At 64.1% G+C, this 23,188-nt stretch carries 35 protein-coding genes; 4 read left to right on the plus strand and 31 right to left on the minus strand.

Going from position 1 to position 23,188, the window contains the following annotated elements; translation table 11 throughout:
* Window positions 1–362: 362 nt before the first annotated feature.
* The 6 genes from VGN82_RS14125 to VGN82_RS14150 form a co-directional block, all read right to left on the minus strand.
* On the minus strand, window positions 363–662 hold the full coding sequence (locus tag VGN82_RS14125; protein ID WP_327527653.1) for a PRC-barrel domain containing protein: 300 nt from the start codon (window positions 660–662) through the stop codon (window positions 363–365).
* A gap of 175 nt (window positions 663–837) precedes the next feature.
* Entirely contained in the window at window positions 838–1,185 is a 348-nt protein-coding gene (locus VGN82_RS14130) for a hypothetical protein (RefSeq protein ID WP_327527654.1), read from the minus strand.
* The gene (locus VGN82_RS14135; RefSeq protein ID WP_327527655.1) at window positions 1,175–1,654 is read right to left on the minus strand and encodes a hypothetical protein; all 480 of its coding nucleotides are present in this window, start codon (window positions 1,652–1,654) and stop codon (window positions 1,175–1,177) included. The genes VGN82_RS14130 and VGN82_RS14135 overlap by 11 nt, the downstream gene beginning before the upstream one ends.
* Window positions 1,654–1,923: a Pam3-gp28 family putative phage holin gene (locus VGN82_RS14140; protein ID WP_327527656.1), complete on the minus strand. Its 270-nt coding sequence runs from the start codon at window positions 1,921–1,923 to the stop codon at window positions 1,654–1,656. The genes VGN82_RS14135 and VGN82_RS14140 overlap by 1 nt, the downstream gene beginning before the upstream one ends.
* Before the next feature lie 3 nt (window positions 1,924–1,926).
* A complete protein-coding gene (locus tag VGN82_RS14145) occupies window positions 1,927–2,283 on the minus strand; it encodes a hypothetical protein (RefSeq protein ID WP_327527657.1) in 357 nt (118 codons plus the stop codon).
* A 223-nt stretch (window positions 2,284–2,506) separates the two neighbouring features.
* The gene (locus tag VGN82_RS14150) at window positions 2,507–3,235 is read right to left on the minus strand and encodes a peptidoglycan recognition protein family protein (protein ID WP_327527658.1); all 729 of its coding nucleotides are present in this window, start codon (window positions 3,233–3,235) and stop codon (window positions 2,507–2,509) included.
* Between the two features lie 150 nt (window positions 3,236–3,385).
* Between VGN82_RS14150 and VGN82_RS14155 the strand changes: the two genes are divergently transcribed.
* Entirely contained in the window at window positions 3,386–4,465 is a 1,080-nt protein-coding gene (locus VGN82_RS14155) for an acyltransferase family protein (protein ID WP_327527659.1), read from the plus strand.
* Between the two features lie 142 nt (window positions 4,466–4,607).
* On the opposite strand, the gene VGN82_RS14160 is transcribed toward VGN82_RS14155, so the two are convergent.
* The 14 genes from VGN82_RS14160 to VGN82_RS14225 form a co-directional block, all read right to left on the minus strand.
* Window positions 4,608–5,690 (minus strand): acyltransferase family protein, encoded by a 1,083-nt coding sequence (locus tag VGN82_RS14160; protein WP_327527660.1) that lies wholly within the window; start codon window positions 5,688–5,690, stop codon window positions 4,608–4,610.
* A 41-nt stretch (window positions 5,691–5,731) separates the two neighbouring features.
* A complete protein-coding gene (locus VGN82_RS14165; protein WP_327527661.1) occupies window positions 5,732–6,694 on the minus strand; it encodes a hypothetical protein in 963 nt (320 codons plus the stop codon).
* A 12-nt stretch (window positions 6,695–6,706) separates the two neighbouring features.
* Window positions 6,707–7,456 (minus strand): baseplate wedge 1 family protein, encoded by a 750-nt coding sequence (locus tag VGN82_RS14170; RefSeq protein WP_327527662.1) that lies wholly within the window; start codon window positions 7,454–7,456, stop codon window positions 6,707–6,709.
* Between the two features lie 4 nt (window positions 7,457–7,460).
* A complete protein-coding gene (locus VGN82_RS14175) occupies window positions 7,461–8,771 on the minus strand; it encodes a tail fiber domain-containing protein (RefSeq protein WP_327527663.1) in 1,311 nt (436 codons plus the stop codon).
* Window positions 8,771–9,667: a hypothetical protein gene (locus VGN82_RS14180; RefSeq protein ID WP_327527664.1), complete on the minus strand. Its 897-nt coding sequence runs from the start codon at window positions 9,665–9,667 to the stop codon at window positions 8,771–8,773. Before VGN82_RS14180 ends, VGN82_RS14175 begins: the two co-directional genes overlap by 1 nt.
* A gap of 7 nt (window positions 9,668–9,674) precedes the next feature.
* Entirely contained in the window at window positions 9,675–10,043 is a 369-nt protein-coding gene (locus VGN82_RS14185; protein ID WP_327527665.1) for a contractile injection system sheath initiator, read from the minus strand.
* Window positions 10,036–10,740 carry a Gp138 family membrane-puncturing spike protein gene (locus tag VGN82_RS14190; RefSeq protein ID WP_327527666.1) on the minus strand — a complete coding sequence of 235 codons (705 nt, stop codon included), beginning with the start codon at window positions 10,738–10,740 and terminating at the stop codon, window positions 10,036–10,038. Before VGN82_RS14190 ends, VGN82_RS14185 begins: the two co-directional genes overlap by 8 nt.
* Entirely contained in the window at window positions 10,740–11,609 is an 870-nt protein-coding gene (locus VGN82_RS14195; protein WP_327527667.1) for a phage protein, read from the minus strand. Before VGN82_RS14195 ends, VGN82_RS14190 begins: the two co-directional genes overlap by 1 nt.
* Window positions 11,606–11,926: a phage baseplate plug family protein gene (locus VGN82_RS14200; RefSeq protein WP_327527668.1), complete on the minus strand. Its 321-nt coding sequence runs from the start codon at window positions 11,924–11,926 to the stop codon at window positions 11,606–11,608. The genes VGN82_RS14195 and VGN82_RS14200 overlap by 4 nt, the downstream gene beginning before the upstream one ends.
* A 3-nt stretch (window positions 11,927–11,929) precedes the next feature.
* The gene (locus VGN82_RS14205) at window positions 11,930–12,430 is read right to left on the minus strand and encodes a phage baseplate protein (RefSeq protein ID WP_327527669.1); all 501 of its coding nucleotides are present in this window, start codon (window positions 12,428–12,430) and stop codon (window positions 11,930–11,932) included.
* A gap of 33 nt (window positions 12,431–12,463) precedes the next feature.
* The gene (locus VGN82_RS14210) at window positions 12,464–12,751 is read right to left on the minus strand and encodes a hypothetical protein (RefSeq protein WP_327527670.1); all 288 of its coding nucleotides are present in this window, start codon (window positions 12,749–12,751) and stop codon (window positions 12,464–12,466) included.
* Entirely contained in the window at window positions 12,748–14,250 is a 1,503-nt protein-coding gene (locus VGN82_RS14215) for a hypothetical protein (RefSeq protein ID WP_327527671.1), read from the minus strand. The genes VGN82_RS14210 and VGN82_RS14215 overlap by 4 nt, the downstream gene beginning before the upstream one ends.
* A gap of 8 nt (window positions 14,251–14,258) precedes the next feature.
* Window positions 14,259–14,612 carry a hypothetical protein gene (locus VGN82_RS14220; RefSeq protein WP_327527672.1) on the minus strand — a complete coding sequence of 118 codons (354 nt, stop codon included), beginning with the start codon at window positions 14,610–14,612 and terminating at the stop codon, window positions 14,259–14,261.
* 298 nt (window positions 14,613–14,910) lie between these two features.
* On the minus strand, window positions 14,911–15,300 hold the full coding sequence (locus VGN82_RS14225; protein WP_327527673.1) for a phage tail assembly chaperone: 390 nt from the start codon (window positions 15,298–15,300) through the stop codon (window positions 14,911–14,913).
* Window positions 15,301–15,534: 234 nt separating this feature from the next.
* On the opposite strand from VGN82_RS14225, the gene VGN82_RS14230 reads away from it, so the two are divergent.
* Entirely contained in the window at window positions 15,535–15,885 is a 351-nt protein-coding gene (locus VGN82_RS14230) for a ribbon-helix-helix domain-containing protein (protein WP_327527674.1), read from the plus strand.
* A complete protein-coding gene (locus tag VGN82_RS14235) occupies window positions 15,882–16,082 on the plus strand; it encodes a hypothetical protein (RefSeq protein ID WP_327527675.1) in 201 nt (66 codons plus the stop codon). The genes VGN82_RS14230 and VGN82_RS14235 overlap by 4 nt, the downstream gene beginning before the upstream one ends.
* Here the strand turns inward: VGN82_RS14235 and VGN82_RS14240 are convergent.
* From VGN82_RS14240 to VGN82_RS14290, 11 genes are read right to left on the minus strand one after another with little or no spacing between them, the layout of a single operon-like run.
* Window positions 16,079–16,531: a phage structural protein gene (locus VGN82_RS14240; RefSeq protein ID WP_327527676.1), complete on the minus strand. Its 453-nt coding sequence runs from the start codon at window positions 16,529–16,531 to the stop codon at window positions 16,079–16,081. The two genes, VGN82_RS14235 and VGN82_RS14240, sit on opposite strands and share 4 nt — an antisense overlap.
* Window positions 16,532–16,564: 33 nt before the next feature.
* Complete coding sequence (locus tag VGN82_RS14245; protein ID WP_327527677.1) at window positions 16,565–17,989, minus strand: DUF3383 family protein; 1,425 nt, start codon at window positions 17,987–17,989, stop codon at window positions 16,565–16,567.
* A gap of 10 nt (window positions 17,990–17,999) precedes the next feature.
* Window positions 18,000–18,566, minus strand: coding sequence for a phage neck terminator protein (locus tag VGN82_RS14250; protein WP_327527678.1), 567 nt, complete (start codon window positions 18,564–18,566; stop codon window positions 18,000–18,002).
* Complete coding sequence (locus VGN82_RS14255) at window positions 18,523–18,927, minus strand: hypothetical protein (protein ID WP_327527679.1); 405 nt, start codon at window positions 18,925–18,927, stop codon at window positions 18,523–18,525. The genes VGN82_RS14250 and VGN82_RS14255 overlap by 44 nt, the downstream gene beginning before the upstream one ends.
* A complete protein-coding gene (locus VGN82_RS14260; protein WP_327527680.1) occupies window positions 18,924–19,385 on the minus strand; it encodes a hypothetical protein in 462 nt (153 codons plus the stop codon). Before VGN82_RS14260 ends, VGN82_RS14255 begins: the two co-directional genes overlap by 4 nt.
* Window positions 19,386–19,388: 3 nt before the next feature.
* Window positions 19,389–19,790 (minus strand): DUF4054 domain-containing protein, encoded by a 402-nt coding sequence (locus tag VGN82_RS14265; protein ID WP_327527681.1) that lies wholly within the window; start codon window positions 19,788–19,790, stop codon window positions 19,389–19,391.
* A 2-nt stretch (window positions 19,791–19,792) separates the two neighbouring features.
* A complete protein-coding gene (locus VGN82_RS14270) occupies window positions 19,793–20,011 on the minus strand; it encodes a hypothetical protein (RefSeq protein WP_327527682.1) in 219 nt (72 codons plus the stop codon).
* Window positions 20,012–20,014: 3 nt separating this feature from the next.
* On the minus strand, window positions 20,015–20,365 hold the full coding sequence (locus tag VGN82_RS14275; RefSeq protein ID WP_327527683.1) for a hypothetical protein: 351 nt from the start codon (window positions 20,363–20,365) through the stop codon (window positions 20,015–20,017).
* A gap of 12 nt (window positions 20,366–20,377) precedes the next feature.
* The gene (locus VGN82_RS14280) at window positions 20,378–21,331 is read right to left on the minus strand and encodes a DUF2184 domain-containing protein (RefSeq protein ID WP_327527684.1); all 954 of its coding nucleotides are present in this window, start codon (window positions 21,329–21,331) and stop codon (window positions 20,378–20,380) included.
* Between the two features lie 11 nt (window positions 21,332–21,342).
* A complete protein-coding gene (locus VGN82_RS14285; RefSeq protein ID WP_327527685.1) occupies window positions 21,343–21,786 on the minus strand; it encodes a DUF2190 family protein in 444 nt (147 codons plus the stop codon).
* Window positions 21,786–22,901: a DUF2213 domain-containing protein gene (locus tag VGN82_RS14290; protein ID WP_327527686.1), complete on the minus strand. Its 1,116-nt coding sequence runs from the start codon at window positions 22,899–22,901 to the stop codon at window positions 21,786–21,788. The genes VGN82_RS14285 and VGN82_RS14290 overlap by 1 nt, the downstream gene beginning before the upstream one ends.
* Window positions 22,902–22,948: 47 nt before the next feature.
* Here VGN82_RS14290 and VGN82_RS14295 point away from each other — a divergent pair, with 47 nt between their 5' ends.
* Window positions 22,949–23,185, plus strand: coding sequence for a hypothetical protein (locus tag VGN82_RS14295; RefSeq protein WP_327527687.1), 237 nt, complete (start codon window positions 22,949–22,951; stop codon window positions 23,183–23,185).
* Window positions 23,186–23,188 lie beyond the last annotated feature (3 nt).

Here is a 23,188-nt window from a genome sequence, read left to right on the forward strand (position 1 = left end):
TACGCGACACTGGCCAATCACTGAAACAAAATGGCCCTGCTCGCGAGACAGGGCCAAGTTTGGCAACGCAGCCGGTCCGTTTCCGACTGATCCCCAGGAACGAGCTGAATGTCCCGGGGATAATGACCCAACGTCAAATTGCGACAGAAGTTCGGGGGCGAGCTGTAACAACCCTGTGAAACGGAAAAAGCCCGGCCTCGCCGAAGCGAGACCGGGCCTTCCCAGAAGACCTTGCCACGCCGCAGGGGGCGTATGGTCATTGCGGCTTCGACGCAAATCGCGTGCCGTTGTTCCATCTGAACGCAAGACGGTGCTCGCCGCCAATGCGAGACAGGTTGGGCCGCGGGCGTTACGCGTTGAGGTCAGGGGTCGGTATGCTCTGGCATGTCCTTCAACTGATCCTTGGTCCAGGTCGTGACCCCATGCACGTCCCCGTCCTCGTCGCGCATGAAATCCAGCTGGTCGATTGCCAGCGCCACCGGCTTTGCGCCAATGCCGAGAAACCCGCCGACATCGACGATGACCACGCTCGCCGGCCCTGAGCCGTGAGTATGGGAAACCGAGCCGATTTTCTCATCGCCCGGGCCATAGATCGTCGCGCCTTCGAGCACGTCGGGGGTCAGCTCGGTCGCGGAAAGGCGAACGTGAATGGAATGGTCCATGGGTGTCCTCCTCGTTGGATATGAAGGACCAACGAGCGGCGGTATCACGCGTTCCCGGCCTCAAACGAAAAGAGCCGGCCACCCCGAAGGATGACCGGCGCAAATTCAGGGAGGAAACGCCCAAGGAGGCCCACGCCTTACGGAGGCGAGGCGATGGCCGGCGGAAGCCGGCAATTCATGTGCGCGTTGTGCGTCTTCGGCGATCCGCTTCACGCTGCCGAAGCCGTCGCTCGACCTCTTCCTCGATCGCGTCGTCCTGTGCCTGAGACGTCATGAGCTTGAGGAGCCCTTCCGCTGCGATTGCGATGCGTTCATTCGCGGCCGTCGTGCGGGCCTGTTCCGCAGCGAGCTCACGGATTGGCTGCATGTCGGCGATCGACACGCCGGGGATGATCCGATCCCCGTTGGCCGCCGTCGGCGCCTTCCGCTCCGACAGGTACTTCCAGATACCCACGATGGCGATGCCGAGGCCGGCGAGGACGGTCCCGATGATGTTCTCGGTCGAGAGCTTGCTAGGATCCATCCGACACGGCCCTGTCCATGCCCGCGGCGTCCTTGGACGCAGCCACGATGTTCATCGCGTCGAGCACAAGCAGGCCAGGGTACACAGCAAGGCCTGTCGTCGCCGCATCGGAGTTCCAGAGCCCGAAGCTGATCTGGAACCATAGGAAGCACGTCAGGAAGCTCGCCAGCGCCCGGACATGCGGGGACCATCGCCCGTACCAGGTACCGGCAAAGGTGCCGTTGACGATAAGGGCGGCCAGGCGGAACGCGCCCACCGATATGGCGAACCAACCCCAGGAGTTCTCCGGCATGATCGCCGCCATCTGCGACCATGCCCGGTTGCCGGCGAACGTCTGGTCCGGACCGGTCAGGATCCAGCCCCACACGATCAGGATGCCGGCCAGCACCCATTCGGAGCGCCTGGCCGGGAAGTGGTCATGGATGCCGAGATACAGCCTCACCGGGAGGGGATGGTTGCGGTACGGCATCAGGAGACCGTGACGGTTGGGTCTTCGACCTTGGCCGCGATAGCCGGTGTGGTCCGGATCTCGCGCACTTCCGGCAATGCGGCTGCGGCAGCGACGAGACCGGCCTTGCGGCGGATCCAGACGCTGTAGATGGTGGTGATGATCGCCATCACCGCGCCGAGCAGCACCTGCATGCTGCCGTCATCGAGATACCCGCGAGTGACGAGCGCCGCGCCGGCCATCTGCAGGACAGTGCGGACCAAGCTCCAGAATTGCTCGATCGTGAACATCGATCAGGCTCCCTTCCGCGCGGCGTCGATCGAGCCATAGGCCGCGGCGAGGCTGGTGATCGCGCTGGCGACATTCGAGGGCGGCGCGGCGCAGACGGTCGCGACCAGGATCTTCGCCTCCACGGCGGCCTTCTGGATCTTCTCCGGCGCGAGGATGTCGACCGCGATGGCCGCCGTTTGCACATCGGCGCAGTAGGCCGCGAGCTTCTTGCTGATGCGCTCGATCTGGGGATCGATCTTCGTCTCGCCGACGATGGCAGCGGTGCCGGCGGCGATCTGGCCCCAGGCGGCGGGGTTGCTGACCGTCTGGCAGGCGGTCAGGACGCAGGCGAGCGCCAGCGCCGCGATGATGCGGATCATGATGGGTCTCCGAGGTGGTGAGGTGAGCGGCTGCCGGCCGCCGGCGGGGCGACATCCTCCATTTGGGGGATGCGACGATTTCCGAAGCATGCCGATCTCGAGGCGCGGCGCTCGGGAAGAGAAAATGAAAAAGGGCCTATCGACTTCGCATTACCTGCGGCGCGAGCGATTGAAGCGAACCATCGCCGAGCGCAAAGCTGAACGGGAAAAATCCCGATCCCACCTAAGAGTGGTGGAAACGGAGGGTCTCGGATCGAAAGATGTCACCGCAAGCACGAGCGCCGACGACGGTGGGGTCGAAGGCAAGTCGTGAGATGTCCCACTTGCCGCGCTGCTTGATCCCGAGCGTCCCTTGAACCTCCGCATGGGACAGGACGGTTTTCGGCGTTGCGGGGATGCTGTAGCGCCGGCAGAGATCGGCCAGGACCGGCGGCAGCGCTTTCCACTGCGCGGCCGTCATGGGCGCGCTGCCGGCCTGGAACGGGCTCTCAACAGCGCCGGCCATGCAGCACAGCGCAACGCCGATAGACCCGGTGTTGCAGTTCAGGGTGTGGTTCGCGCGCGTTCCGGAAGCACCGACGCCGTTCGCAGCGATCGATGGCGTTCCGCGCACAAGCTTCCCGTCCGCCTCGATCAGTATATGGTAATGGCTGCGGTCGAGACCTGATGCCCGATGGCTGCCGGCGGTCCAGTGAACGATGATGCGTTCGAGGCGGGCCGCCGGCATCCAACCGGCCGGGACGACACCCAACTCCACCTTCTGCTCCGTCTTCTCCGCCACGGCCGCCTGCAGCGCCTTGACCGTCTGCGGGCCCACGATGCCGTCGGCGGCAAGCCCGCGACCGCGCTGGAAGGCCTGCACGGCCGTCTTCGTCTTCGGCCCGGCAACGCCGTCGATCGTCAGCGAATAGCCAAGCGAAAGCAGCGCCGCCTGAACGTCGCGAGTATTCATAATATTGTCTCCGAAGACCGAGTGCCGCGCACACTCCGCCTACCGGAATGCGGACCGCCGATCGCGACGTAGGGTCACTTGCAGACCTAAGGGGTTACAGGCGATAATCGTCAAAGCAAACTGAAGTCATCTGGATCCGGGGGGAGCCGTTTGACGACCGTATCAGCGAAATTCAACCCTGAACTCGAGAGCCTTCGCGGCGCTGCGGCATTCGCCGTTCTCATGACGCACTGCATTGCCGTGTTCAGTATCGACGAGAAGGCCGCATTTTGGTCACTCGCCTGGAGCGATCACACGGCTACGACGCTGGCACTCCATGTAACGTCCGCTGTCTTCAATGCAGGCGGTGCCGTGGTTCTGTTCTTCATCTTGAGCGGCTACGTCCTGACTCTGTCGGTCAATAGGATCAGGAGCCTCAATGTCGCGGCATATGCGACCAAGCGCCTATTTCGTCTTCTGCCGCCGATGTGGCTGTCGATCTTGTTCTTCGCGGGCGTCGTCTCCGAGCCCCCGACCGGCGATGACGGCTATTCGGCGTGGTTCCGCGCGGTCTTTCAGCCGACGACCGGGCTCGACGTCGCCCGGAACTTCGTCATGGTCGCGTTCAAAGCGAACCCAGTCACCTGGACCATGTATGTCGAGGTGCTTGGATCCGCCCTCGTGCTACTGTCGGTGTTAGCCCATGATCGAACCGGCGCATGGGCGGGCTGCGTGCTCCTGGTCGTCTATGGCGCGCTTCTATTCACGCTCTACCCCTCGACGACCTTCAGCTATCTCGCCTGCTTTCAGGCAGGCGCGATGCTGGCACTGAATCCGCTGCCTCGTAGCGGTGCCGTCCCAGCCCTGGCATGCGGCCTGCTGATCATCACGTCCGAGCGGCTGATTCCGATCACCGGCCCAAGCAGCGTCATAGCGAACACTGCCGGCGGCGCCCTGATCATCTATGCGGTGATCAACGGCGCCGCTCGCTCAATGCTCCGGACGAGACCGCTTCGCTTCATTGGCAAGATCTCGTACAGCCTCTACCTCTTCCACCTTCCGGTCATCTATTTAGCGGCGCTCTGGGTCTCCTCTCTCGACCTCGAACAGACCGCATCCTTGCTGCTTGTCCCGGCGCTGGCGATCCCGGTCAGCATCCTTTTGGCGGCAATCGCCTACAAGCTGATCGAGCGGCCGGCCATCAGGGCAGGACGCGCGCTTGCGAGCCGGATGAGCGGGCCGTCAAGATAGTCTATGAAGGGACGTACCAATGTTCATGCTGCGCTGGACGCAGCCGTTGATCAGGACGACCCAGTGATGACCCGACGACCGGCGCCATCGCAGGCGGGCTAGGAGGGCGCAAAGTTCCCAACGTCCAGGCTTGCTTTCAAGTCTAGTTGGCACTGACCGCCTGCATCTTTCGCAATGCCGAAAGGCGCCGCATTCCGCGCAGCATCGGCCTCTCGATTCCGTAGTGAACCACGAAGGCCAGGGCGACGCTCATCGCGACTGAAGCGAGCATCACCGGAACGCTCTTACTCTGGTCGAGCCAGACAACTTGCGAGCCGACCACTCGCATCGTCTCAATGACGATCAGGTGGGTGAGATACAGCGAGTATGAGGCATTGCCGAGCGCCAGCAGGAAGCGGTTTCGGCAGATCAGCCCCGAAGCTTCTACGGCCAGCGCAGCACCCAACACCAACGCCGCGATCGGCATCGTCACGATCAACGGCGGTTGAGACCAGAAGATTGCGACCGCGCCCCAGATTAAGCCGATAAATGCCGCTGCAGCCTTGGTCTGCGATGGGAACTTTGAGCCGATGGAGCGGACGGGCCCCCAAGCGTAGTGAACAGCGATTCCAACGACGAAAAACCACGTTGCGTCGGCAGAATAGAACGAGCACACCGAGCCGCAGCCGCCGATCAGAGCCCAGCCCTTGAACGCGAGAAGCACGACAATCGCGAATAGGGGGGCCCAACGGCGGCTGATTGCCAGCCCGACGCCGAATACCAGATAGAAGAAGATCTCGTAATTGAGGGTCCAGCCGACGCCGAGGACCGGCGGTCTACCTGCAGGCAGAAAGAAGAAGCTCTCGATCAGATGGTGCGCCGCATCTGCCGTGAACCTGGCGTCAGCCTGCGTCGCAAGGAAGCCCTTCAGATGCACCATCCCAGCTTGGGCGAGCGATACCCAGGTCGGGATTGTGTAGAGGATATTGAAGACGCCGAACGAAGCCATCAGGAAGAAGCAGATCGTCACGAGCCAGTAGAGCGGCACGACCCTGATGAAGCGTTTGAGGAGAAAGCCGCTGCTATCTGCTCGCGTGACCTCGGTGATGATGAAGCCACTGATCGCGAAGAAAATCGCGACCCCGTAAAAGTCCGTCGAGATGCCGGAAACGATCTGAAAATGCGTGTGGTAGAAGACCACGCCCAGGGCGCAAAGGCCCCGCAGAAGCTGCAAATTATAGATCATTCCTGCGTTTAAAACCGTCAAGCTGACTGCGCAAGGGCCGCTCAATACGCCGATGCCAGCGATGCAATGAACCTAGAGCGGGCATCAGCCGTAGCTCCTGCACCACCGGTTGCCTGGTGGTAGGCGGCGGCTTCGATGTAATCGCCGGCGGCCAATTTCAGGCGGGTATTAGTCTGCAAAACCGCGCCCGTGCCGGTAGCCGTTTTCGGGATGTCGCTCTCCCCCACAACTGTCGTTCCGTTTTTGACAATTCGCACCGCCGCGAACGCGTCCGCCATAGACGTGAAGAACGTCCAACTGGCCTGCACGTCCCAGAATCCAGCTTCGCCAGCGCCGATCGTCAGACGCTGGTTCGACGTCCAAGTGGAAGAGCCGAGTTGGTTCGTGTTCGTGGTTTGATAGGTCATGGTCGTCTGCGTCGACAGCGCCACAGACAGATTTGATGTTTGCGTTGCCTCGATCAGCGGCACGCGCGGCACGAGCGTCGTTGAAAGTCCGGCCGGCGGAGCGATCGTCGAGATGATCTGCATCTGCGTGCCGTCATAGACCATCTCGTAGAAGAAGCTGGGCTGAAGGTCCCCAGCATTGAGCGCGGCGCCGCCCAGGCGCTTGATGGGCTTTGTCGCCAACCCGTTCGGCGAGAACGTCACCGTTGCGCTGGTATTGGCCGACGCCGCCTTGATCAGGAGCGGCACGTTGATGAGCTCGGCCCAGTCCGTCACGGCCGGATCGAGCGTGATGGTCAGCGCATTCGCCGTGCCGCTCGCAGCGCGGTAGTTTGCGCCCTGGCTGCGTATCGCCTTCGCAAGGCGATCGAGATCGCTGTCGTCTGTGGTCAGGCCATTAGCCTCGATCGCGCGATCAATCTGTCCTGTTGGCCACCACCCCATCCAGTTGAACAGTGAAAGATCTGCGGGGCCGCAGCCGAAGCCATTTGCAAGCTCGTCAGCGTCGGGCGCGCGCTTTGGAGCGCTCGCTCCAAAGGGCAAGTTGATGTTAGCCATGTTCGTCCTCGTTCAGGCGCAGGTGTAGGTGTGGGGATCGGTCGGGCAGAGGAATTCCGCGCCTTCGCAGAATCCGCCCCAGCCCGTGCCGAAGCCGAAGACCGGGCCAGTGCCCAGGTGAGCCAGCGCGCGAATGCCCGGCGCGATCGGAAAGACCCGGAAGGCGACGGGTAGCTGGGTCGTCTCGTCAGCCGTAAGCGCCCTGCCCGGCGCCAGAGTGACGCTGCCTACTGACGCGTCCGCAACCTGCGCCGTGCTGCCCCAGATATGGCGAATGGCGGCCTGCAGCGAGGCGATGTCGTAGAGGCCGAGCATCTGGTAGCGGCGCGCCTTCAGCATGCCGCGATAGACCTCGTCATCGTCAATGCAGAGCGTCGAGGTACCGAGCGGCTCGCACCCCAGCCAGGTCGAGCCCGGCGCGCAGAAGCCGGCGATCGAGAACGGCCCGGCGCCGCAATCGAACCCGAAGACGGCGGGCGCATCGCAGACGCAATGGCAGCGCGGGAGGCCCAGCCACTTGCCGATGATCGTCAGCTGGTCGCCGCGAGCGGTGTCGAGGTCGAAATAGTTCGGGATGGCGCAGGCAGCGCGCGCCCCATACTCCGACTGAGTCAGGTACGCCCGGATCGTGGCGAGGAACTTGGTGGCCTCACGGTATTGCGTGGCGACCTTGTCGATCGCCTCTTCCGTCAGGCTCAGCTCATCGAGGTCAAACCCGCTGGCGGCGAAGCCAGTCGGCGCGAATGCTCCGAAGCAGGCCATCGCATCACACCATGCCGCGCAGCATGAACAGCGTCAGCTGATCGTAGCGGAAGCCGAGACGGTCGCCGGCCGGCTCGTCGATCTCGATTTCGCCGGGCTCCTCGACGATGCGCGGGACCGGGTACAGCATGGGCTCATCACCATCCATGACCGCATCGCCGGCCTCGTCGACGACTGGGATCAGGTCGAAAAGCCTCGCGCCTTCGCGCGTCTTCGTCACCAGGGTCGGGACGCCGTCGATAATTTCAATCTCGCGGTACTCTTCATCCGGACCCTGCGCCTGCTTCCTGACGAGGCCGGGAACCTTGATCTTTCGGGTGATCTCGTCGCGGCAGATGAAGCCGTAACGCCAGGGATCTAGGCCATGGGTCTCCATGATCTCGATGGCGCGCTGCACCGTCAAACCGATGTGCAGGCGGGCGCCGTCCTCGCCCTTCTCCTCGATCGAGGCGAGCCACTGATAGACGCCGATCTCGGCATGGAGGTCGCGAGCGGCGGCGATCTCTTCCTCTGAGAAAGGGCGGAGCGGTGTCTTCTCGCGGGCGTCCGAGGTATTGATCGCCCCGGTGATGAAATAGGCCGTCCCGCCGCGGTTGCCGGGACCTCCGAGGTTTTGGGTGCCGTCAGCGCCGAAGAGCACATGGCCGCCGTACAGGACGATGAGCTTCGTTCCGGCGTCGATGAAGGCTTGCGAGTTCGAGACCCCGAATTGCGCCACCTGGCTTGCGTTCGCTTCGATCTGGAAGCGGCAATCATTGTCACTGCCCAGCGCACGAACGACAAACTCCGCGCCGGGCGAAATGTTGTTGAAGCCGGCATTCCCGTTCGAGGCGATGAACAGCCCAGTTTGGCCGCTGGGCGCGACCTGAACGGTTGTGCCGGTTACGACCGCAGGGCGACCGTCCCCCTGCAGGGTGATCTGCGACGCCTGCCCCCGCAGGAAGCCGTAGCGGGTGGCGCCGTTGAAGAACGACAGGTTGGTGTCGGAGCCATTGATGACGGGGCTGCCCGAGAGGGTCAGAACCCCGGTCGCCTTGTTGAAGGTCGCGACCTTGATCTGGTCGCCGTCCGCCGCGTCGGCGACACCGACATAGAGGGCGAGATTGCCGGCGCCGTCATCGCGGAATGAGGCTGAGAACAGCGTCGCGTCAAGATCGATGCGCGTCGCGAGCCGGGGTGACGCTACCGGAGGCTTCGCGTCGAGCGCAGCCTGAACCGCGTTGACCAACGCGTCCCAGTCCTGCTCCAGAATGATGTTCGGGTCTTTGGGCGAAGCCCTCAGGAGCCGCTTGATGCTGTCAAGCTCATTAGCCATCAGGCCACCACAATGCTGATGCGATCGGCCGAGACAGCCATGATCTGGAAGAAGCTGATCGCGACAGGAACAGCCCCGGGCGATGCCGGCACGATGCTCGCGCGCACGTCGTCGACTTCGATGTTCGGATAGCGGCTCTCGACCGCCTGCCGGATCAGATATTCGGTCACGTCCTGGCCGTTGCGGGGGCGGCTTGCCCCGGTCAGGGCATCGGCCAGCCCGGCGGCGATCGACAGCGCCGACGGCGGCGGGCAGCCGTTACGGTCCGGGCGCGCGATCACGTCGACCTCGATCTCGACCGCGATCTCGACCGGCCGGATGATCTTGATCGACCGGCAGAAGCCTTCGATCGTCGTCTCGACAGTCGTGTTGCCGTGTGTTCCGATACCCGGCACGACATAGGCTCGGATGGTCTGGGCGATCTCGTCGTCGTCTCCGCCAAGGATAGCAACCGCGACGTGCTGGCGCGGGATGCCGTCGGCGTCGGTCGTGTCGGTCTCGTTCACATAGGTCTGGACCCAGGTGACGCCGTTCAGCGCCGAGAGGGCTTGCCCCAGGTCGCTCATGTCGATGCGGGCGCGGCCGGCATTGGTGATGGCCTGCCGGAAGTCGATGTCGCTCTCGCCGAGGCCGCGCGTCAGGAGACGCAGCTTCGCGATCTGGTCGAGCCGAACGCCCTCAGCCTGATCGGGATCGAGGCTCTGGTAGACCGAGAGCGCGATCTCCCACAGCGAGGCGGCGAGATCCGCATGCAGGCCATTGAGCTCGCCGAGCGGCGATGCCGGCGACTGGACGACGCCGGGCCCGAACGTCGCGACGTTGGCGGCTTCAATATCGGCAAGGATCTCCGGCAGCCGCTTCAGTTCGAAGCCGCTCGGGATGACGCCATAGGCCATGGGTGCCTCAGAATTGAATGTCGAGGATGTCGTCGAAGACGGTCGCGACCTGGCAGCGCTCGATCCGCAGGCCGCGCGAGGCCCGGTCGTAGACCGCACTGAACTCGAGGATCTCGGTCACGCCAGGCGTCGCCGCAATCTCCGCCTTGATGATGCTCTCCGCGAGGGGAAGCTCGGAGGGCGGCCGGCCGAGCATGTATTTCGTCCACTCGACGCCGGCATCGGTGTCGAGGAACCACTCGCCTCGCCAGAGCATCAACCGCTGCCGGATGTGCTCCCCGATCGCCTCAGCGTCGTAGACGAGCATCGGCGAGCCAGTCTCGTCGAGACGCAGGTCGTTGTGCGGCTGAATCGACAGCCCGACGAACTCAGCCATGGATTGCGTCCAGCCTGGCGATGATGGCGTCGGCCGCGACCACGAACGGGCTATCCAGCGGCGCGCCGGAGTTCGTGTGATTGCGGAACACCGTCGCCAGGTCGCGGATGATCTGGAACAGGCTGTCGCCGTTCTCACCCTTGAGGTCGATCTTGCCAGCAGCAGAGACCGTCAGCTTGTCCGTGCCATTCGGCCCGCCGACGATGGCCGAGGAGCCCCCTGCCCGCGCCTGCAACCCGCTCTTGCCGTCCTTGGAGCCGAAATGCGCCCCGGCGGCCGGCATGTTCTCCATGACGTTGCTGTCCTCGCCGCCGCCTGGATAGGCGATGGCGTCTGACAGGTCATGCATGCGGCCAGGGGCGCCGTCGGCGTCGCCGCCATCCGTCTGGCTCTTGTCGACACTACGCTGGCGGACATGGAGCGTGACCGGGTCGCCGGCCTTCAGGTCGTAGTGGGCGCCGAAGCCGCCGCCGCCCGGCATCGCGACCTTGATCTCCTGGAGATCGGGCGCCTTGAGCACTTTGTCGCCGAACCGGCGCTCGAGCTTAGGGCGCACCGTCGCGCGCTGGGTTGCCCGGTCGTAGCTGACAATCTCGCCGTCGAGCGTCGTATTGATCTCGCGGCGCTCGGACTCTGTGGCGGCGAACAGCCCTTCAACTGGGCTTCGCCGCGTGGATGTGCCCTGATGGCCGGCCATTACCTTACGACCTTCCCGCCTTCGACGCGGCTGCCCTCGGCCTCGACGTACCAGTCTTGACCCTCGTTCGTGCCGCTGAAGGTGACGTCCGACACGCGGAAGATGCCGCCGCCCTCGTCAGTCTTGCGCTTGTCGCGCCCGCTCTCCTCGTCGAGGAAGTCGGATCGAACATCGATCTGCCGGCCGGGCGCGATGTTTGGATTGAGGAGCGCCTTGATCTTCACGCCCTTGTCGGTGATCTCGGGGATCCCAATCATACCGGTTTCGCTCGACACGATGGTGGTCCCCTGAAGGGTCTGGTCGTTCTTCACCGCCTCGATCTGGCCGTTCTGGATCGACCAGTAGAAGCCATGCTCACGGCCGATCTTGTCCATCTCCGACCATGACCACCCGAAAAGACTGACGGGCCGCTTGTAGGCCGGCAGATCGTCTATTCCCTTCGTCTCACCCTTGGTGGCACCGGGCATCTCGCCCGCAAGGTAGTCGACAATCTGCTTCGGTTTGGTGCCGGCCGGAAACGTCTTGGACACAGCGCCCTTGCTGAAGGCCTCATCGCCGTCGCCGCATTCCATCTCGGATTTGACGTCCGCGGTGTCCTTGGTGTGTGTGACGTCGCGAATGCTTCCTTTGAAGATCGTCGAGAGTGCGCCGCTCTTGTAGCCAACCTTGAGCTCGATTGTGTCGAACTCCTCGCCGAGCTGCTTGCGGTGGCTCTTGGTCAGGTTCCAGACCGCGATCGTCGCGGTGTTCTGCTTCGAGCCGATGCCCTTCGACACGCTGAAGTCGATCTTGAGCTCGCGCACCGTGAGGGTGCCGGCCTTGCCGGATACCGTCACCTCAGCAACCCTGCCCCACTGACGAACACTCACGCTGCAGCCTCGGCGGGGTCGTAGTGGAAGAGCCGAACACGCCCGGAGGGTAGTTCCGTGCGGCCGGGCTGAGCGCCCTCATCGCCCCACGGCGCTGCGATCAGGCTGCCTATGCCGAGCGCGAAGGGCGCAACCAGGTCAACGCCGAGAACGATCTTGCGCCCTGAAAGAACGCGAACTCCATCGACGTCGAGGTTGAATGACCAGCGGTCGTCAAAGGTCGAATAGTTGACGGCGAAGTCGCAGCGCCGACCGGCGAGCGTCGTCGTGAACGCCTGCGAGGGCGCGTCGATGATCGGAAGCTCGCGATAGGGCATGGCTCAGTCGACGGCCTTGGCGTTGTCGAGGATGCTGTTCGTCGTGGCCGGAATGCTCTGGCTGGTTCGCGCCGAAACCTGACCGCGTTGCGTCGTCGTCTGGGCCTTGTCGTCCGCACTCGTCCCGCCGCTCGATTCCGTGCTGACGATCCGGACCTCGCGCAATTCGGCAGTGAACTTGAGAACCCGAGGATGCTCCCTGTCCCGGATGGGATTGAGCTTCTGGATCATCATGTTTTGGCAGACCTTCAGCCCTGTGATCAGGGTGAAGGGCTCGGCCGCCTTCTGGACCGCTAGCAGTTGCTGAAAGGCCGCGACGGCCCGCGGGCCGTCGACGACCGATTCCAAAATGACCTTGTATGGCAGAAGCCAGGCATGGTCGGAGATCTTCGTGCCCTGCTCGACCGGGTGATCGGCGATCTCCATCTCCGACTCGTGCTCTTCGGAGATCACGACGTCGACGAAGACGCCGCCGATCGAGCGGCTGACGAGAATACAGCTCATGGGATTCGACTCTCGCGCGGCAGAATGCCAGCCTCAGCCGGCAACTTGGGAGCGATCATGTTCGAGAATGTCGAGCTTGGAATCCCCTGCCCTGGCTGCGGCCATAAGACCCCAAAGTCGATCGGATTTATTAGGGCGAACTCGGTACTCGTCTGTGCCGGCTGTAATGAGGTGGTCACCGTCAAGGGTGACGAGTTGATCGCCGGTCTCGACAAGGCCGACAGGAGCATCGCCGATCTCAGGAATAAGCTCGGCGGCCGTAAGAGGACGAACAAAATCAAGTTCTGACGCGTCGGGACTTAGTCTCAAGGTGAGGCTCATGGAGCGGTCAGCGCTCCCGTCGAGGTGTTGGCGCCCTTGGTCGAGATCGCGCCGAGCACGGCGTTCTTGACCGCCGAGGCGACGGCATCGAGACCCGAGGCCTGGACGTTGATGCTCGGTGAGATCGTGCGCTGGTCGTTGCCGATGTTCTCGTATTTGCGGTTGTCGGTCTTCTGCTCGGCCTGCTGCTGCATCTTCGCGGCATTGGCCTCGGGCGAGATCTGCTTTTTGATCCGCTCGGAGCGGGCCTTGATGCTGTCCTCGAACCGCTGCTGAGAACGATCCGCGGCAGCCTTCAGGTCATCGTCGGTCGCACGTCCGAGCCCGCTGGCCCGATTGGCCTCCCGCTCCATCTCGGTGCGAGCGTTGCGCTCACCGACCGTCTCCTTGATGATCCCGGTCCGCTTGGCGAACGCGATCACGCTGTCGAGGAAACTGTTTAGCCCGGGCAGAAAGCCGCCTGCGAGGGAAGTGCCGATTTCCTTGAACCGTTCCGACAAGCCTTGCAGTAGGGCATCGAACTTGAGGCCGGCCTCGACGGCCTGATTGGCGACCTCTGCTCGTGCTCCCTCCTCCTTGTTCGACGTCGTCGGGAAGAGGCGCGAAATCTCGCTGGCGAGGGCGTCGAACTGCTTGGCGGTCATCCCATCCAGCAGAACCTTGAGCCGGCCGCTGATCCCCGAATCCTCGGCAAGCTGATCGTTCTTGCGATCCTGTTCGATGGCTTTCTTGCGGAGCGCAGCGGCCTTCTTCGGCGCCTTGCTGCCGAGCGCATCCGCCTGCTTGCGAAGGTTGGCCGCCTGCTCGGTCGCACGCTTGTAGGCCTGGAAGACGTCTAGGGCGATCGCAGCGCTGTCGCGCGACTTGCCCGTCCTGGGATCGACGTTGAAGCTCGGGTCGATGCCGAAGCCCTGGAATTTCTTCTTGGCCTCATCGGCCTCGTCGCCACCCTTGCGGATGGTCTTGGCCACCTCGTCGATCGCGCCAACGACCTTCTTGGCCTCATCCGCGAAGCCGACTCCGAACCCGGCGCCCTTGATGATGTTGCCGACGGTCTCAAGGTTCTGCGCGCTGGTGCCAATCTCGGCGGCCGCGAGGCGGACTTCCCGCCGGGCGAGCGCAGCCTTGACGCCGATTGCGACGAAGCCTGCGGCGACGACCGCAGCCCCTGCCGCCAGCCCGGCGAACACGCCGACGAGCCGGATCGCAATCATCAGGACGGTTCGGAGAGCACTGGCGGCGATAGCGCCCGCTCGACGCAATCCGGCGAGCGCGGTGCTGAGAAGCAGGATTCCACGGCTCGACTTCTTCGACTGGTCCCCGAGCTTGCCGACGCCGACAGCCGCGACCGTGGCGGATGCCCCCGCAGCCTTGAGAGGGTTGGAAGATGCAATGACCGCCTTCTTGGTGGCGTCGAACTGCTTGGCCGCAGCCTTGAGCTTGCCCAGGCCCTCGACCTCAAAGCCGAGCTTGGAGACGAGTTCCTCGATGACGGCCATGGGCGTTCCTACTCAGGGATAAACTCGGCCTCCCTGATGGTGAAGCCGCCGCGATGTTCCTCGCGGAGTGTCACTTTGAAGATCAGCGACCCACGGCACTCTTTCGAGTAGCTGGAATTCGACGCGCGGCTGCAAAACCGTTCGAGCTGGTAGATCGTGCGGGGCGTCATGCCCGCGTCGTCGAGCTTGGCGCCGGATGTCGCGTCCCGAACCAGCCCGCCGCTGTATTGCGCGAAACCGAAGATCATCACGCGGTCGATGCGGACGATGTCGCCGGCCCAGGCCGCGCGATTGCGCTCGAGCTCCGCGAAGGTGACGACTCGAGGCGCCTGTTGGGCCTGAGCCGCGACCGCAAAGACCAAGACCGTTCCAAGAGCCACTGACCGCATTCTCGCCTCCATGTGCGGCGGCAGTTAGCGGCGCCAGAATGCCTCACGCTACGGGATCATCGGCCGGGGCGTCCCAGATCCGCAGTCGCCTTCGCGGCCAGATGGTCCTCGAGGTCGAGCACCTCATGCATGTCGAAGAGATCGTCGAGATTGTAGATCGTGCGGAGGTCGTGACGGGAGGCAAGCGGCGGATCGGAACGCGTCGGCCGCCACAGAAAAAGGTCGGCGGCGACGTTTGGAGCGATGGAGCGAACCTGTGAAGCCGAGAGGCTTACGCCGCCCTGCTGACCTTCTGGAGGACCGAGCCCGCTCCGTCGGCGAAAAAATGGCCGAACTCCGTCTGCAGGGCGAACATCGCGATCGCCAGCAGCTCCTGCAGATCCATGACGCCCGGTACGGCCTCGTCGCCGTCGACATGGCAATGCCGGACCATGTCCATGACCAGCGAGAAGACGGCGTCCGTATCCATGTCCGCAGTAAATGAGGCGATCGCTTGCATCGCCAGCATGTCCCGCCGGGCTTCGTCTTCCGTGGCGATGGCCTCGATCAATCCGGATGCCGGCCCGAGCACCTTCAACACACGCAGGAGCATCTTGAGCCCCTCATCCGCAGGCAGCCGATCGTAGCGCACGGTGCGGCCCTGGATCTTCTTTTCAGCCATGTGGCTTCCTTCGGGTGATGAAACGGATGCGGTCGCTCTCGCGCGCCTGGTCGTATATTTGACGGATGGATGAGGCCGCGGCCTTCATCTGGCCTCGGGCCGCCTTGCCGACGGCATCCTTCAAAGCGCGGCGGGCAGCGAGGCAGCGAGAGCAGGCCATGGGACGGTCTCCGCGATCATCCCGTTGCGTCAGACGCGCCGATCGGGTTCGATACACTGTACCGGGAGGCCTAATTGAAGCTGACGCTTGATCTACCTGATGACCTTGTTGCCAAGCTGGACGAGTGGATCGAGCAGCATGTCGAGTTTCGCCCGACCAGGGAGGAGGCCTTGCAGGCGATCATCCAACAGCGTCTAGCGCCGATGGCTCTGGAGACCGCCAACGGACTATATCAAATGGCACAACATTGGCAGGTCGCTGAGGCCCAGCTACCCGCAGGAACCCGGCCGTGCCTAATCCTGTCCCCGGCGGAAGGAGCGGGCATGATGATGCTCCTCGACGACAAACAAGCGTTGGAGATGGCATCTCAATTGGTTGATGTGGTGAAGGAGCGTGGTCCAGGCTCACAGGAGCTTCCTCATTGAGTGACGAACTGAACGAGAAGATCGACCGCCTCCAGATGGAGGTTTCGCAACTGCGTGAATTCGCTGTGATGCAGCTCGCGGTAATCCAGGTGATGGCCCTGAAGATGGGCATCGCGCCACAGCAGATGGCAGCGCTTAGCCCGATTCCTATCCCCACGCCGTTCGATCTGATGGATAGCCTCAAGCCGAAGGGTTAGGCCGCCGGGTTGTAGCTGATGTCGTTGCTCTGCCAGCAGTTACAAAAGATCTGCCACTCGCGCTCTGTCGCGTTGGCGCCGAACGACTTGCTCGGCTCCTTGGTGATGACGGCCGAGGAGCAACCGCCGCCCTCGCCAGTTCCAGTATCGACCAGGCCGACCGTCAGCAGGCGCTGAGATCCCATCCGCATCGCCTTCACGCGCTGCTCGAGATACTGGTTCATCGCCGAGTTGGCCTGCAGCTTGATCGTCAGCAAGGCCGACTGGTCGGCGCTGATCGAGACCACGGACGCGCCGTCGGCGCCAGTCAGCGGCGTGCCAAGGTCGGTGTTGCGTTCAACGGTGATCGCGTCGTCGCCTTCCCAAAGACCAATGACCTTCCGGCCATCGATCGTCAGGGCGACATTCATGGCGCTGTAGAGGGTCAGCGGAGGGCAGTTCACGGCCATGGGTGGTGCTCCTGGTCAGGTCAGGCCGAGGCCTCAGAACGTGAGGGTGATCGATGCCGAGGCGTAGTGGATCGCGCCGGCGTAGCGGAATGTCACCTTGATGTCGGGTGCGATCCGATTCCGGCGCTGGCTGGCCGGGATGTTCTCGACGCGGTCGACGGCGATCGTGAACTCCGGCACGACCTCAGTATCGTCATCGCCGAACTCGGCCGCGACAATGCCCGCCGCGACCGCCCGGTTCATCACGCCCCGGACCGTGTTGCAGAGGATCGCGACGCCGGGGTTCGTCATCGGCACGCGAGGATTGTTGGCCAGCGTCGAGAGCAGCGCCTCGCGCATCCGGGCAACGATCCAGTCCGAGGCGTGGATCTCGTCGATGAAGGCGCCGGAGCCGACCGATCCCTCGACGACCATCGGCAGGCCGCCGATATCGACATAGGTGTTCGCGCGATGGCCCTGCGCGGCATCGATTCCGAGCCCCGGCACGAAGCCGGTGATCGCCTGGACGACGGCGCTGCCCTTGTTCAGCACGGTGATGCCGGTCAGCTTCTTGAACTTCAGAGTATAGGCGTTGCCGCTGTTGATGTCGCCGCGCTGGGCAGCCACCAGGTTGCCGCGGTCGAGATCGCGGGTTGCGGCATAAGCCAGCATCGCCAGCGCGCCATAGAGCGTCGCGTCCGTGTGGTAGAACACGAACGACCGATCGTAGCCCATGCTCTCGATGTATTCGGCGATCGAGCCGCCATACTGCGGCGAGACGGCAGTGTGAGTGCCGCTCTGCGTCCCGGTCGTGGTGATCGCCGATCCGCCGAGCGTGGCGGAGATCTGGAAGGTGTTCGTCGCCTGGTTCACAACATAATAGTTCGTGCCGGCGGTCAGACCGCTCGGCAACGCACCGGTCGTCGTGAAGCGCACCTGATTGCCGTTCTGCAGCGTATGGCCGGTCCAGGTGACGACGCCGGGGTTGGCGATCGTCATGGTGACGGTCGACGTCTTGTCTGGCTCGGCCGCCGCCGTCTCGGTGCTGGGGTCGTTACTGTCGAGGCCCATCAGAACCGAATGTGTCTCGGCCCAGTCGGCGGCGAGCTGCTGGTTGATCGTGTCGCGGATCTCGCTGGTGAACCCGATCCAGTACCAGTCGGGATCTGCCGAATAGATCGCGTCGAGCTCGGTCGTGATCGGGTTCGCGATGTTGCGGTAACCGATCTTGATCTGCCGAGGCCGCGGGTTCTGTGCGAACATCGCGGACGCCGCCTTGTAGGCCGCATCGCCTGCGTCGAAGTCGACCGCGACCTCCGTCATGTCACTGTACAGCTTCGTGCGGTTGCTGGCGTCGAGAATGCCGGCCACCGCCTCGGTCTGGACGATCAGCGCGACCGAGAAACCGGTCGCGGTGGCGAAGCGGTCCTGACGCGTCAGGGAAACGTCGACGACGCGGCTGTACGGAAGACGGGTCATGCGATGATCCTCAGGGCTTGGCGTAGGTGGAGGAGGTCGTGACGGTCGATCCGCCCGCGCCTTCGGTGATGACCTCGCCCGTCTCGATGACGTCGACGAGCAGTTGGTTCGTGGCGATGGCGCCGATGGTGACGTCGAAGAACGCGCGGCCTTCCGGCGACTGCTGGATCATCTCCGGCGCGCGGGTGGCCTGACCGACCTCGCGGATGACGAACGGGGCCATCCAGACGGCGGCTTCTCCGCTTCGGAGGCCCGCCTGCAACAGGCCGGCATGGTCGACCGGTCGCGGCGAATAGACATGCACGCGGATCAGCAACTCGACGCCGCGGTGTTTGGAGAGGACGACGCGGTCCTCGCCGCCGATGTCCCGATCCTCGTAGCACTCGCCGTCGATCTCGCCGGTGTCGCGATCCGTGACGAACTGGATCATCGCGTACGGCCCCTTGGGCCGCGGCGCGCTCTGATTGTCCCGAACGATCTCGACCAGCTTCTCGCGGGTTGGGTCGATCAGCGAAGCGTTGTCGTCGACCCGCTTAAGGTAGTGCCACAGGCTCCGGTACGCCTCGTCCTCGATCATGTGTGATCAGCCTCGCGATCGCGCGGTAGAAGCCGGCCTCGGCGCGCTGCAGAACGCGGACGACGCGATAGGCCTCGCCCCGGGCGTTGATGACCTCGTCGGAACGCACGCCGTCGTCCTCGTCTGCCGGGTTCAGAGGGGAGCGAGACCAGACCGTCACCAGCCCCTCGATCCGCTCGCCTTCGGGAAGGCTTTGAAGATCCTTGGTCGACGGCGCCTGCATCACGGCGCGGATCGGCGTCTCGATCGCCTCACCCTGGGTCCACTCGCCTTCGACATACGAACCAGCCGGATAGGTCCGGAGCGTGTGCGGAGTGGCGGCCAGATCGACCGCAAGCCCGGCGAGCGCGAACAGGGTCACTTGTCGATCTCCCAGGTCACGCTCTGGCGCATCCTGCCGGTGTCGATCAGCGTCCGGGACGAGCCCTTCTGCCTGATGGTCGAAGGCGCGTTCGGCGGCGGCGTGTTCGCGGCGATCTGATCCTGGATCTTGCCGGCGCCATACGCCCCGAGCTTGGGGAGTTGGGCGGCGATCGGCGTTCCGTTCTCGACCGTGCCCTTGGCGATCTTCCGCAGCGCCGCCCGGATCTCTCGGCGGCTCTTGTACATCGCGATGGTGATGAACGGCCGCGGTGGAATCCCGCGTGAGGTGCCGAGGTGGTTCCAGATAGCTATCGAGACGACATCAGCGTCAGCCTTCCCCTTCGGGAAGCCGACCTTGACCGCTTTCGGGCCTTTGACGCCCTTCTCGATCTTGGCGATGTGGTTGGCGAGGTTGCCGCGGCGACGGAGCGTCACCTTCGTCTTGATCTGGATCATGGATCACACCAGGGCGACGGCGGGCTGGTTCCGCTTCAGCAAGTCGCGGTACCGAAGGCCGTAGGGCGTGCTGGACAGACCGGAGCTCGATGCGCTCCCGCCTGACGAGCCGCTGTTCCCGCCCAGCTTGACCTGCGCGTCGCCGACCTTGGTTTCGGTGACCAGGCCGGCGCCCATGAGACCGCCTGCAGCGCCAGCGCCGAGAGCCTCGAACAACGCGCCGTCTAGCGTCATGAGGTGAGCGGCCATGTAGAGGATGGCCGGCTGATAGTCGGCCTCGATCCAGGACGTACCGACCGAAGCCGATGCCTCCTGGATCGCCGCGGTGATGGTCGGGCCCGCGACGCCCGCGAAGGTCGGGAACTTTGTCCGGAACTGCTCGAGCGTCGGGAGCGTGTAGGGCATCGTCAGGCGTCCTTGGCCTTGGCCTCGCGCTTGACCGAGATCACCTTGCCGTCGGGCCGGGCGACCTTGAAGCCCTGCGCGGCGAGTTCGAGGGCGGTTTCCTCGCTGATCGGAAGCTCCTTGAAGCTCCCGGCGTCGAGCGGCACCTTGCGGATGCCGATCTCAGCGAAGCGGGCCTCTTCCCGCAGGTTCGTGACCGTGTAGAGCGGTGCCCGGGCCATGGCTCAGGCTCCAGCCTGCTCGACGGGCTTGGCGATGAAGACGGCTTTCTCGTCAGCAGAGAGCGCGTTGAAGGCCTCGGCATCGTCCTTCTTCATGCCGTCCGAGACGCGCTCGTCGCCCTTCATGACGTACCAGACGCCGCCGCCGGCATGCTTGGCCTCCAGCGCATCGTCCGGCTCGACCTTCGGCTCGGCCTTCGCCTTACCGCTCATATCGAACCAGCCGGTGGCTTTCGCGATCTTCGCTTCGGCCGCGCTCAACTCGACCTCGACGGACTCGCCCGGCTCGATCAAGACCGTGCCGTCCGTCGCATTCACGCCGCGCGGGCCTTTGGAGATGTTGGTGATCTTCATGATCGATCCTCCTCAGATGCCGTCGAGGTAGCGCACGGCCTTGGGCCGGCGGATGTCGACGCCACCGAGGCGGAAAATGCCCGGCACGTCGAAGCGGATCGGCCCGGTCTGCCAGGCCGGCAGGAAGCGGAACGGCATCGGCATGTGCATCTTCAGCACCTCCGGCGAACGCCGATACGCGACCATGCGCTTGGTCGACGAGGCGCCGGCCGTGTCGAGGTAGCCGAACACGCCGCGGATGGTCAGCGCCTGACCGGTCGTGCGGGTGTAGATGTTGTTGCGCTCGATCCATTCCAGGATCGTGGTCTGGTTAACCGTGTCGATCCGACGGGTCGAGAGGTCGAGCAGCACCGAGTAGGGCAGCAGGATCGTGTCCGCGATCTCTGCGCCCAGCGTGCCGGTGAAGATTCCGGTCAACTGTCCGTTGATGTCGCGAAGGATCTGGTCCGGCGTCTTGCTGACGAAGGTGGTTGCCGAGCCGGAACCGTCCGCCGGCGCCGTGGTTGCGGTCGGGGTCGAGGCGTTGACCAGGCCGGTGAAGCCCTTCGTCGTATCGCCGACGAATGCAACCTGATCGATCTTCTCCTCGGCGACCCGGCGAGCAAGCGTCGCCTTGTCTGCACTGAGGTTCATGCCGAGCAGCTGAGCCGTGCCAAGCTCCTCGAGGTCGTACCCATAGCCGATCGCAGCCATGGAGACGGTCGTCTCGAACTTGTCGCGGGTCAGCGCGACCTTCGGGATGTCCTGGGCCTGGCCGGCGAACCACTGCGCCTGACCGACGCCGTCCATCGAGAAGTAGGTGACGGACTGGATCCACTCCGGCGCCGAGGTGTCGACGGGGATCAGGGCCGGATACTGGATCTCCTGATACCTCATCGCGTACACGGTCGGCTCGATGAGCGTCCCCTGACGGATGAGGAAGGACAGAGCCGCCTGCTGCGCGTCCTGCGTGATGTGAACGTTCATGGTGCCGCTCCTTACGGGGTGTTGAGCCGCAGGGCGGCGAGACCGGCACCGGAGGTGCTGGTATCCCACTGCGCGCCGACGATCTGGGTGTTCGATGACGAGGTCTTCGACAGGACGCCGGTGGCAGGCGTGTAATAGACCGGGTCGCCCACAGCGACGGCCTCGGATGCCTGCACGACGATCACGCCCTTCTTCATCAGGGCGACGGTGTCGTACTGCTCGTACTTGCCCGTGGGGCGGTTGACGTCGAGGACAGCGATGCCGACGAACTTGACCGTCGCTTCGGAGTCAACGACCTGGTTGTCAGCCGTGCCCTGCACGCCGACCTTGCCGAAGCCGATGCCCTCAGCGTCTTCCGCCACGCGGCTGACGACGACGTTCGGCTCCATGTTGAGGACCATGCCCTCGACCCAGCGGGCGTGGGTGGCGGCGTAGGTGGTCTGAATCGCGGGCATCAGGCGGCTCCCTTCGTCGGGGTCTTCCAGGCGTCCTGAAGACCGGTGACCATGGCGGTGTGAGCGTCAGTGACGGATGTCTTGGCGGTCGGCGCCGGGCCGTCCTTGATGACGCCGCGGACCGGGTCGCTCGGCTTCACGTCCTCGGCGAGGATGTCGAAGCGGGCGTCGATATAGGCCGTGGGCTTGTCCTTGACGGCGGCATCGCCGAGCTTGGCCGTGACGACCGCACGCCGGATGTCAGCGTCGGACTTGCCGTCGGTGGCGACCTCGGGAGCGATTGCTTTCGCCTTGGCGACGAGATCGCCGCGGGCCTGCACGCGGGCATCGAGCGCCGCGTCGTCGAGTACCTTCGCCTTGAGGGCGTCGATCTCGGCGTCCTTCTTGGCAAGATCGGCGTCCTTGGTAGCAAGCGCCTTCTCGTGATCCGCGACGAGCGTATCCTTGGCCTTGCCCGCATCGGCGATCCGGCCGAGCAGGGTATTGATGACCGTGGCGCCCTGATCGGTGACCTCGACCGGGATGCCATCGACGGTGACCGTCTTCAGCGACATGGGAGCGTCCTTCTGCTCGGTGGTGATGGCCGCCCAGCTATCGCCGATGCGGCATTCAGGTCCGGCGCGGCCGGCCTTGACGATCGCGACATGGTTGCCGCGAATTCGGATCTGCATTGCGTCGTAGGCTTCGCCCTCGGGCGTCGTGCCAGGCGTCCAATCGAGGTCGCAGCCGTAGCCGTTCGAAAGCTCGCTCTTGCCGGCCTCGATGTCGTCGATGGCGGCTTGGTCCATGACGACCATGGGGATGCGGAGGAACTTGCCGTCCTGCTTCACCTCGTCGCCGGTTTGGCCAACCGAGTAGCGCTTCCAGTTCTTGGCGTTGACTGCTTCGGACGGGTGATCGTTCGTCACCGGCCGGTGGGCGAAGGACGCCATGGCCTCGTCGGCGAAAACCTGTTCCGGAGCGCGATAGACTCGAACCTGCTCCATATCCGGCCGGCCGACCTCGCGCCCCAGGTAGATCTGGATCCCGGTCCGCGCGACGCGGGCATCGGCCACGAGGTAGCCGTCCCCAGTCCGGCGCGTGCCAGACAAGGCGATCTTGTCGGTGAAGAGCATGAAGTCGTGCCCGATTAGGAGAAGTGTCGAACGTCAAATGACATCGCATGCGCGGCTGGCGCGCCTACGATGGGCTTATGGATCAGCTGAATGACGCATTGCTCGCGGAGCTACGCCATCTCTATGGAGAGCTCAGGACGCTCGCATCTGATGGGCTTGCGGCGCTGGGGCCGCCTGGTTCGGGCCCTGACGCCGTCGATTTGCACGCGCTCGCCGCGGCCAACGCTCATTTGCGCATCCTGTCGCTGATGATCCAAGCGGTGCAGGATGCCGAGGCGAACTGACGC

Origin of the sequence: Allobosea sp. (assembly GCF_035999205.1) — a bacterium.
In the GTDB taxonomy this organism is placed as follows: domain Bacteria; phylum Pseudomonadota; class Alphaproteobacteria; order Rhizobiales; family Beijerinckiaceae; genus Allobosea.